9 protein-coding genes are annotated in these 10,428 nt (G+C 65.4%); 2 read left to right on the top strand and 7 right to left on the bottom strand.

What is annotated here, in order from left to right; all coding sequences use genetic code 11:
• On the top strand, window positions 1-1,002 hold a 1,002-nt coding region (locus EN964_RS12800), incomplete at its 5' end, for a YifB family Mg chelatase-like AAA ATPase (RefSeq protein ID WP_164775803.1).
• 270 nt (window positions 1,003-1,272) lie between these two features.
• Window positions 1,273-1,812, top strand: coding sequence for a J domain-containing protein (locus tag EN964_RS12795; RefSeq protein ID WP_127269222.1), 540 nt, complete (start codon window positions 1,273-1,275; stop codon window positions 1,810-1,812).
• Between the two features lie 59 nt (window positions 1,813-1,871).
• Here EN964_RS12795 and EN964_RS12790 read toward each other — a convergent pair whose 3' ends face one another.
• The 7 genes from EN964_RS12790 to EN964_RS12760 all read right to left on the bottom strand — a co-directional run.
• Window positions 1,872-4,040, bottom strand: coding sequence for a malate synthase G (locus EN964_RS12790; protein ID WP_127269223.1), 2,169 nt, complete (start codon window positions 4,038-4,040; stop codon window positions 1,872-1,874).
• A gap of 98 nt (window positions 4,041-4,138) precedes the next feature.
• Window positions 4,139-6,181, bottom strand: a complete 2,043-nt coding sequence (locus tag EN964_RS12785; protein ID WP_127269773.1) for a hydantoinase/oxoprolinase family protein — start codon at window positions 6,179-6,181, stop codon at window positions 4,139-4,141.
• A 249-nt stretch (window positions 6,182-6,430) separates the two neighbouring features.
• Window positions 6,431-7,057 (bottom strand): CDGSH iron-sulfur domain-containing protein, encoded by a 627-nt coding sequence (locus EN964_RS12780; RefSeq protein ID WP_127268750.1) that lies wholly within the window; start codon window positions 7,055-7,057, stop codon window positions 6,431-6,433.
• 114 nt (window positions 7,058-7,171) lie between these two features.
• Window positions 7,172-7,543, bottom strand: a complete 372-nt coding sequence (locus EN964_RS12775; RefSeq protein WP_027040247.1) for a hypothetical protein — start codon at window positions 7,541-7,543, stop codon at window positions 7,172-7,174.
• Window positions 7,544-7,667: 124 nt separating this feature from the next.
• The gene (locus EN964_RS12770; RefSeq protein WP_127268751.1) at window positions 7,668-8,024 is read right to left on the bottom strand and encodes a hypothetical protein; all 357 of its coding nucleotides are present in this window, start codon (window positions 8,022-8,024) and stop codon (window positions 7,668-7,670) included.
• A gap of 49 nt (window positions 8,025-8,073) precedes the next feature.
• Entirely contained in the window at window positions 8,074-9,561 is a 1,488-nt protein-coding gene (locus EN964_RS12765; protein ID WP_127268752.1) for an aspartate aminotransferase family protein, read from the bottom strand.
• 13 nt (window positions 9,562-9,574) lie between these two features.
• On the bottom strand, window positions 9,575-10,428 hold an 854-nt coding region (locus EN964_RS12760), incomplete at its 5' end, for a PLP-dependent cysteine synthase family protein (RefSeq protein ID WP_127276416.1).

Below are 10,428 nucleotides of genomic sequence, written 5' to 3'. Positions count from 1 at the left end.
CCCGGCATTCATGCCGCCGCTCTGGATTTGCCTGACCTCGCCGACATCAAGGGCCAGGAGACCGCCAAGCGGGCGCTGGAAGTGGCCGCCGCCGGTGGGCATAATCTGCTCATGATCGGACCCCCGGGATCCGGCAAATCGATGCTGGCGCAGCGGCTGCCGTCGATCCTGCCGCCGCTGGCGCCGAAGGAATTGCTCGAAGTCTCGATGATCGCCTCGGTGGCAGGAGAGCTCGGCGAAGGTAAGCTGACCGACCGGCGGCCGTTCCGGGCGCCGCACCACTCGGCCTCGATGGCGGCGATGGTCGGCGGCGGTATCCGCGCGCGGCCGGGCGAGGTGTCGCTGGCCCATCACGGCGTGCTGTTCCTCGATGAGTTTCCCGAGTTCACGCCGCAGACGCTTGATGCGTTGCGCCAGCCGTTGGAGACCGGCGACTGCATGATAGCGCGAGCCAATCATCGCGTCACCTATCCGGCGCGTATCCAGCTGGTGGCGGCGATGAACCCGTGCCGCTGCGGCATGGCCGGCGAGCCGGGCTATCGCTGCCTGCGCGGCGAGCGTTGCCGTACCGACTATCAGGCGCGCATTTCGGGTCCGCTGCTCGACCGCATCGATCTCAGGATCGAAGTGCCGGCGGTCTCGGCCAGCGACCTGATCCGGCCCGACCGGGCGGAGAAAAGTGCCGATGTGGCGCTGCGTGTGGCACGCGCCCGCACCATCCAACGCGAACGTTTCGAGCGGCTCGGCGCCACCCGCGCCACCACCAACGCGCATTGCGCGCCCTCGGTCATCGACGAGATCGCCATGCCGGACGCCGCCGGCCTGTCGCTGCTCAAGGACGCCAGCGAAAAGCTCGCCTTTTCGGCGCGGGCCTATCATCGCGTGCTGAAGGTGGCGCGGACGCTCGCCGATCTCGACGCCAGCGAAACCGTCGGCCGAATCCATCTGGCCGAAGCGATCTCCTACCGCATGAGCTCGGAGCGGATGGCGCAGGCGGCGTAGGTCCGCCGACAAGCCGACCTCGCCACATTGCCTTCCGCGATCACGCCATAACCCGGCCTCCGCGAATCGATCATCTCCACGGTGCGGCGGACCTGATTGTCCGCTTGGCCGGCGTCCTCACCACCCAACGGCCCCCACCGACCGGACGCCGGCCATTTTCTTCCTCTTCCAGAAAGCGTGGATGTCATCGGCGTCGGACCAAGGTCCTGGCCTCCGCATTGACATTCCTTATTTAGACAATGCGAATATGGTGTGGCCGGGGAGCCCGCTATGTTCATTGACTACTACGAAGTTTTGGAAGTTAGCCCGAACGCCAATTCGGAAACGCTGGAGCGCATATTTCGCTATTTTGCGATGCGCTATCATCCAGACAATCGCGAAACCGGCGATGAAGCCCGTTTCAGTGAAATCGTGGAAGCCCACAATACGCTCAAGGATCCGGTCAAACGCGCACAATACGACATCGCGTACAGGGACCATGCCGGCCTTCGCCGTGAATTGACCGAGGAAGCCAGCAACACCAAAGGCATCGAGCGTGACGTCGTGATCCAGGCCAGGCTGCTGTCGCTGCTTTACGCGAAGCGCCGGCACGACGTCAGCAATCCCGGGATCGGAGATGTGGAGCTCGAACGCTTATCAGGCTGTCCGCGAGAGCATCTCGAATTTCATCTCTGGTATCTGAAAGCGAAGGCCTGGATAGCAAGAGTGGAAAACGGGACGATCGCGATTACGGTGGAAGGCGTCGATCGGGTCAACTCCGAACACCGTCGCGATCCCACCATCCGGCTCCTGGACCATACAGCTCCCTGACGCCTCACCCCGGAGAAAGCAGGCCGAAAACCCGCCGCCCATACACGACACTGGCCTATTCAGCTCTGCTGCGCCTTCAGTTCCAGCCGCCGCGCGTGCAGCACCGGCTCGGTGTAGCCATTGGGCTGGACGCGGCCCTTGAAGACCAGGTCACAAGCGGCCTGGAAGGCGATCGACTTGGCGAAATCGGCCGCCATCGGCTGGTAAAGCGGGTCGCCCTCGTTCTGGCGGTCGACGATGTCAGCCATGCGCTTCATCGTCGCCATCACCTGGTCCTCGCTGCACACACCGTGGTGCAGCCAGTTGGCGATGTGCTGTGAGGAAATACGCAATGTGGCGCGGTCTTCCATCAGGCCGACATCGTTGATGTCAGGCACTTTCGAGCAGCCGACGCCCTGGTCGATCCAGCGGACGACATAGCCAAGAATGCCCTGCGCGTTGTTGTCGAGTTCCTTCTGGACGTCTTCGGGCGACCAGTTCGGCCGCACGGCCACGGGCACCGACAGGATGTCGTCGAGCTTCGCCTTGGGCTGGTTCTTCAGCGCCGCCTGCACGGCGTGGACGTCGACCTTGTGATAGTGCGTGGCATGCAGCGTCGCCGCCGTTGGCGACGGCACCCAGGCAGTGTTTGCGCCGGCCTTGGGGTGGGCAATCTTCTGTTCCAGCATCGCCGCCATCAAATCCGGCATCGCCCACATGCCCTTACCGATCTGGGCGTGGCCGGCCAAGCCGCATTCCAGCCCGATGTCGACATTCCACGCCTCGTAGGCGGAAATCCAGGCGGCCTGCTTCATGTCGCCCTTGCGGATCATCGGGCCGGCTTCCATCGAGGTGTGGATCTCGTCGCCGGTGCGGTCGAGGAAGCCGGTGTTGATGAACACGACGCGCGCTTTTGCGGCGCGGATCGCCTCCTTGAGGTTGACGGTGGTGCGCCGCTCCTCATCCATAATGCCCATCTTGATGGTATTCCTGGCCATACCGAGCAGCGCTTCGACGCGGTCGAAGATCTCGACGGCGAAAGCGACTTCGTCGGGCCCATGCATCTTGGGTTTCACGACATACATCGAGCCCGCGCGGGAATTGGCGCGGCGGCCGTTCGGCCCTACATCGTGCAGCGCGATCAGCGCCGTCATCGCCGCATCCATGATGCCTTCCGGAACCTCGTTGCCGTCGCGATCCAGTATCGCCGGGTTGGTCATGAGGTGGCCGACATTCCTGACCAGCATCAGCGAGCGGCCGGGCACGGTCAGCGTGCCGCCGGCGGGCGCGGTGTAGGAGCGGTCAGGATTGAGCTTGCGGACAAAGCTCTTGCCGCCCTTGGTGATCTCTTCCGCCAAATCGCCCTTCATCAGGCCGAGCCAGTTGCGGTAGATGACGACCTTGTCTGGCGCATCCACCGCCGCGACCGAATCCTCGCAGTCCTGGATGGTGGTCAGCGCCGATTCCAGGATGACATCGGCGATGCCAGCCGGATCGGTGCGGCCGATCTGGTTGTTGCGGTCGATCGCGATCTCGATGTGCAGGCCGTTGCGCACCAGCAGCACCGCATCGGGATTGGCCGCGTCGCCACGGTAGCCGACGAATTGCCTGGGGTCGGCCAGCGTCGTCGAGCCGGCGCCGGCGCTCAGCCGCAAGGCACCTTGCGCCAGCGACAGACCATTGACGCCGGCCCATTTGCCTAGGGTGAGCGGGGCAGCCTCGTCGAGAAAGGTCTTCGTCCAGGCAACGACCTTGGCGCCACGCGCCGGATTGAAGCCCTTGCCCTTTTCGGCGCCATCCGTTTCGGGGATGGCATCGGTGCCGTAGAGCGCGTCGTAGAGCGAACCCCAGCGCGCATTGGCGGCGTTGAGCGCATAGCGCGCATTCATCACCGGCACGACCAGCTGCGGTCCGGCAACATCAGCAATTTCGGGGTCGACATTGTCGGTCGATACGCTGAAGGCCGGGCCTTCGGGAACGAGATAGCCGATTTCTTTCAGGAAGCCCTTGTAGGCCTCCATGTCGACCGGCGCGCCATGCTCGCGATACCAGCCGTCTATCTGTTCCTGGATGGCGTCGCGCTTTGCCAGCAGCGCCCGGTTCTTCGGCGCCAAATCATGGATGATGGCCGAAAAACCGTTCCAGAAGGCGTCCGCTTCGACGCCCGTGCCCGGCAGCGCTTCCCTGGCCACGAACTCATGCAGCTCGCGGGCAATCCGCAATCCGGCGATCTCGATGCGGTCGGTCATCAGGCTACTCCAGATGAAAGGCTTTGCGGGCCTTTGGCATGTCAGGTTTGCCGGGTCAATTCAGCTTAGGGTGAAGGTGGCGTATTTCGCCGCCCCGCTCAAACCGCAATCCTTGGCCTTCCCGAGGCCACCGCCACCACATGCGCCTCGATGAACATGCGCTGGGCTTCGACGGTCGAGACGCGGAATTCGGTGGCGACGTCGATCTCGGCGCTGTCGGTGCCGGCCTCCATAGCGCGCTCCGCGACGATGGCGCGGACATCGGCCTCGGCCGCCGCGATCGCTGTCGCCTCGTCGAGGAAATCGCGCACGGTCTCGCCCGAGGCGAGACGAAACAGCCCTTCCATGGGCTGGCTGACCCGCGCCTCGGCCGAAACCCTGACCTGGCCGACGACGGCGCCGAGCGCGTTGGCGACATCGGTATCCCTGGGCACCACGCAGTCATTGCCGATCAGCGGCGGCAGCCCGGCATAGTGCAGCGGCGCCGAGGCGCCGAGGCCGATGACCGGGCGGTCGAGCGCAACGCTCAGGCGGGCAATCCCGGGATGGGCGTCGACCGCGCGCTGCACCAAGGCATGCGCCACCGTCGACGCGCCATCGAGCCCATCCTCGGCAAAGGCGGTCTCGAGGATATACTCGGCCGACCAGCGCGTCAGCGTCACCAGCACCCGTTCCGAAATCGCTTCCGGCGAAGCTGCGATGTTCTGGCCACGGCCGTCACGCTTGCGGGCGAACAGTTCGGCGCCGAGGCGCGCGGCGATGGGATCCCAGTTCGCCTGCTTGCCGAGCACGTGGGCAGCGTCCGACGGGGTGAAGCCGGCGACATGCACCAGCCCGCGCGACACCAGCCGGTTCAGCGTCGCGTTCTGCGCGTTCGAGGTCAAAAGCCTGTCGACGGCGAGCGGCACGGCACCAATCAGCTCGTAGAGCTTGGCTTCGGCGCCGGTCAGGCCTGCGGCGAGCCGGTCCGGCACGCCGGTGCGCACCGCGAAGCGGCCGTCCATGCGGCCGGGATTGGGCGCCCGCAGCTGGCGTTCGAGTTCGGAGGTGACAGCTGTACCGTGCGCCATGCCGGCCAGCGCCAGCGGCACCAGGCGGCGCGGCCCGAGCAGGATCTTCGGGTTGAGCACGCCGTCCTCCAGCGTCACTTCGGAATCGCCGCCGAGGCCGAAGGTGCGCATGGCGACAGCCTCGACCATGGTGCGGAAGCCGCCGACGGTGGCGCCTTCCGGGTCGAGCCTGGGACGGCCGCCGTCGAGCACGGCGACGTCGGTTGTGGTGCCGCCGATGTCGGAGACCACAGCATTGTCGAGCCCGGTCATGTGGCGGGCGCCGACCAGGCTGGCGGCCGGGCCGGACAGGATGGTCTCGATCGGCCGCTGGCGGGCAAAAGCGGCCGAAACCAGCGCGCCATCGCCGCGCACCACCATCAGCGGTGCCGCGATGTTGCGTTCTCCAAGAAAACCTTCGGTTGCCGCCACCAGGCGGTCGATCATCGAGATCAGCCTGGCGTTGAGCAAAGTGGTCAGCGCCCGGCGCGGACCGCCGAGCTTGGCCGACAGCTCGTGGCTCGATGTGACCGGCAGGCCTGTCTTTTCGCGGATCAACTCGCGGGCGGCGATCTCATGCGCCGGATTGCGGGTGGCAAAATAGGCGCAGACGGCAAAGCCGGACACCGAGGCGCCGAGTTCCGGCAACGCCGCTTCCAGTCCGGACAGATCGAGCCTGGCGGCATTGCCGTGCACGTCGTGGCCGCCCGGACAAAACACCACCGGATCGGTGCCGAGCGCGGCCTTCAGCCCGTCGCGGGCGAGGTCGCCCTCGGAAAAGCCGATCATCACCAGCGCGACGCGGCCGCCCTGGCCCTCGACAAGCGCGTTGGTGGCAAGCGTCGTCGACATCGACACCAGCTTGATATGAGCCGGATCGGTTCCGGCTTTCTGCAGCACCGCATCGACGGCGCCGGAAATGCCGACGGCAAGATCATGCCTTGTGGTCAGCGCCTTGGCCTTGGCCAGCACCTTGCCCTTGTTCGGGCCTTCTTGCGGGCCTTCCGTTTCAGACCACAACACGGCATCGGTATAGGTGCCGCCGGTGTCGATCCCGAGGAACAGCGGCTTTGGCTTGGTCTTGGCGGTCATTTTTGGCGGCGGTCCGGGTGGCAATTTATTTGTCCCTGCCCTTAGCCGATACGGAGCGGGCGATAAAGCCGCGAGCGCTGGGCCACGGGTAATCTCCCCCCTCGAGGGGGAGATGTCGCCAAAGGCGACAGAGGGGGTCGGCAAGACTGGATGCGACTTCATACGAGGCGAAAGAGGAAGCCAGCGCTCTACGCGAGACGACCCCCTCTGGCCTGCCGGCCATCTCCCCCTCAAGGAGGGAGATCGCAGCTACCCCACAAACCCCACCTTCTTGTGCGTCCCATCGCAGAACGGTTTGTTGGCGGAATGGCCGCAGCGGCAGAGGAAGGCGCGTTGCGTACGATCGACCGTATGGCCGGTTCCGGTGACGATCTCGAGATTGCCCTCAAGCTTGAGCGGGCCATTGGTGGTCGGCGTCACTTTCAGCGGACCGTTCCTCGCTTCGAGCGCCAGCGTGTCCTTCAGCGGCGGCTCGCCGGTGGCGGCAAAACCGGATTTGTTGTGGCTGCCGTCGCAGAACGGCTTGTTCTCCGAAGCGCCGCAGCGGCAGAGCGTGGCACGATAAGAAGTCTCGCCGTCGAGCACGATCTCGGCGTGTACCGCCAGCGGGCCGTTTTCCCGCAGCCGCACCGTATTGACCACCGGTGATTGCTCCTGCGGCCCGCCATCCTTCCTGACATAGGTGATGGCGCCCGACGGGCAGCTTTCGGCGATGGCGACGATCTTCTCGACGCTGGCCGCTTCGGGATGGATCCATTGGCCCGGCGCGTTGGGCACGAAGACATGCGGATCGCCGAGCACGCAGTTGCGCGAGTGGATGCAGCGCTTGCCGGAAAACCCGACGTCGATCTTGTCGCTTTCGACCATGCCGGCCATAGCTGGGCTCCTTTTGCCTGAAGCACGTCGCGTCTGAACAGTTCGAGGCGGCGCGCGCTGGGTATTTGCACAGGCTATGGCTCCGGCCCGAAGACCGTCAAGCTGGCAAACCGGTCAGGGGACCAGCTCGATCTCCTCGGTCTCGCCGCCGCTACAGGTGTAGCAGCAATCCTCGCATTTTTCCGTGTTGCCGGGACCGACGCCCCAATAGGTGCCCTCGTCGCCATCGACCCAGGCGCCGTAGCAGATCGATTCGCCCGCGTTGCAGGATATCGGCAGCTGCTTGGTCTCGCCGTCGTCGAGGAAATAGTCCTTGTCCTCGCCCGGCCAGACATAGTCGCGATCCTGGCTGTAGAGCTCGACGCGCATGGCGTTCGGGTGGCTGTTCTTGATGGCGAAGGTGACATCGTCGGCTTGCGCCGCCGACGCAACCAGCATGACGAAGGACAGCGCGGCCAGCATGCGGCGCGCATAGGCATGAAACATGATAACCCCCGAATATGCGGCCCACCCGGCCGCGGGGCGACCATTGCATGCAGCGCTGAATCGCGGAAGTGGACCGGACGGGCCGATCCCTGACTTAATTTGGGTCCAACGAAACTTCCGCGCTCTACGGCACCAGATCGATCGTCTCGGTCGAGTGTTCCACGCAGATGAAGCAGCAGGTGTCGCAGGGCTGGTCATTGTCCGGCCCGACGCCGGCCGAGAGGCTGTCGTTGCCGTCGGCCCAGGCGCCATAGCAGATTTGTTCGCCCTGATTGCAGGACAGCGGCACGGATTTCTGCGACTCGGGTTCGATCAGGAACACCTTGTCATTGCCCGGCCAGACCGTCTCACGGTCGCGGCTGAACAGCTCGACCGCGACAGATTCCTTGCGCAGGTTCTTCACGAAGAAGGCCATGTCTGCGGCCTGCGCCGAGGCGGTGAAGACCAGCGCCGCCAGTGCAACCATACGAAACAGCGTCACGACCTGGATCTCCCGAATCATCGCGGCAGAATCGCATGCCTGCCCGTAACTAGGAAGGCGCGGAACCCTGCGTTGCGATGTCTTGCCCCAGCCGCACCGTTTCATGCACCAGAAGGTCGAGATCCTCGCGCCGTGTGCGATGATTGGTGATCGCCACGCGCAACCAGTGCTCGCCATGCACCGTGGTGTCCGAAAGGGCCGCAATGCCCTGTTCCTGCAGCCGCAGCATGATCTCCGTGTTGAGCGCCTTCAGAGCCTCGCCTGTCAGACCGGGCTGATAGCGGAAGCAGACGATGTTGACGGTCGGCGATGCCGCCAGTTGCAACTGTGGCGCGGCCTCGATCAAGCCGGCAAGATAGACGGCCTGGGCAATGTTCTGGTCGATCAGGCGGCCGAATTTCTCGACGCCGTGCTCCTTCAGCGCCATCCACACCTTCAGCGCGCGAAAACCGCGCGACGTCTGCAGGCCGTAATCATGCAGCCATTCGCCGGAAGCAAGGCCGCGCGGCGTCGATTCGAGATACTCCGGCGTCACCGCGAAGGTCCGGCGATGCGCCGCGGCATCCCTGACCAGGGCGCAGCCGACCTCAAATGGGGCGTGCAGCCATTTGTGGGGATCGAGCGCGACCGAATCCGCCCGTTCGATGCCGGCGACGCGATGCGCGTTTTCAGGCGCAATGGCGATCAGCGCGCCGATGCAGCCGTCGACATGGAACCAGAGGCCTTCCTCATGTGCCAGCTTCGCAAGCGCCTGCAAATCGTCGATCGCCCCGGTGTTGACGGTGCCGGCCGTACCGATGACGCAGGCCGGCTTGAACCCTGCTGCGCGGTCCTCAGTGATCGCCGCACGCAAGGCAGCGATATCGATGCGCAGCCCGCTATCGGTCGGGATGCGGCGCAGTGCCCGGTTGCCGAGGCCGAGTGCCTCCATCGCCTTGCGGTGGCACGAGTGTATCTGCTCCGAGCCGTAGAAGCGCAGCGGCTTCTCGATGGCAGCAACGCCATGCTCGCGCACGTCGATGCCGGCCTTGACGTTGCGCGCCACGGTCAGCCCTATGATGTTGGCCATCGAGCCGCCGCTGACCAGCGTGCCGCCGGCAGAAGCCGGAAAGCCCAGCATCTGCTTGCACCAGTTCACCACCTGGCTGTCCATCAGCCCGGCCGCGTGGTTGCCGCCGCCGAGGTTGGAGCCCTGGATGGCCGCCAGGAAATCGCCAAGCGCCCCCGTGAAGTTGCTCGACCCCATGTACCAGGACCAGAAGCGCGGATGGATGTTGCCCATCGGATAGGACATCACCGTGCGCGAGACCTCGCCATAGACGGCGGCAAGCGGCGCCGGCGAGCGCGGCAGCGGCGCCGAGAAGGCCTCTCTCACATCGGCCGGCATCTCCCGCCAGACCGGGCGGTCGCGCACATCGCGGAGATAATCGACCGCATCGTCGATGACGCGGTGCGACAGGGCCTGCACATCGGCCCAGTCTAGGGGATCGAGCGTTTCCTCGGCCACCAGGCCGAGGTTTTCTTGCATGGCGTCCATACCAGATCTCCCGTCAAGTCGCCGGGAACTGGCAGCCGGGCGTCGAGCGCGACAGGGCGGCCTCCTCGGCATCCATCTCGGCCTCGATGCCATCGAACAGCGGCGTCGACATGTAGCGCTCGCCGGTGTCGGGCAGCATGCACAGGATCACCGCGCCGGCCGGCGCCTTCTCCGCGACCTGCCGTGCCACGGCGAAGGTGGCGCCGCCGGAAATGCCGGTGAAGATGCCCTCTTTCCGCGCCAGTTCCCTGGCCCATTTGATGCCCTCGGGCCCGGCGATCGGCATCACCTCGTCATAGAGGCTAGTGTCGATCGCCTCCTGCAGCACGTTGGGGATGAAGTCCGGCGTCCAGCCCTGGATCGGGTGCGGCTCGAAGGCCGGATGGCTGGCGGCGGGGGCACCATCGGCGCCGCGCTGCTGGACCTTGCCGCTGCCGATGAGCTGCGCGTTGGCCGGCTCGGAGAGCACGATGCGGGTTTCCGGGCGCTCGCGGCGCAGCACGCGCGCCACGCCTACCACCGTGCCGCCGGTGCCATAGCCGGTGACGAAGCAATCTAGCCGCGAGCCGGCGAAATCATTGACGATCTCGCGCGCCGTCGTCGCCTCGTGGATGGCGGCATTGGCGGCCGTCTCGAACTGGCGGGCGAGGAACCAGCCATTGGCCTCGGCCAGTTCCACCGCCTTCTTGTACATGCCGAAACCTTTTTCGGCGCGCGGCGTCAGCACCACCTTGGCGCCCAGCATGCGCATCAGCTTGCGGCGCTCGACCGAAAAACTGTCGGCCATGGTGACGACCAGCGGATAGCCCTTCTGCGCGCAGACCATGGCGAGGCCAATGCCGGTGTTGCCGCTGGTCGCCTCGACAA

Source organism: Mesorhizobium sp. M7A.F.Ca.CA.001.10.2.1 (assembly GCF_003998575.1).
Taxonomy (GTDB): Bacteria; Pseudomonadota; Alphaproteobacteria; order Rhizobiales; family Rhizobiaceae; genus Mesorhizobium.
The sequence above is the reverse complement of the archived record's forward strand: the minus strand, read 5'-3'. Positions and strand labels throughout refer to the sequence as shown.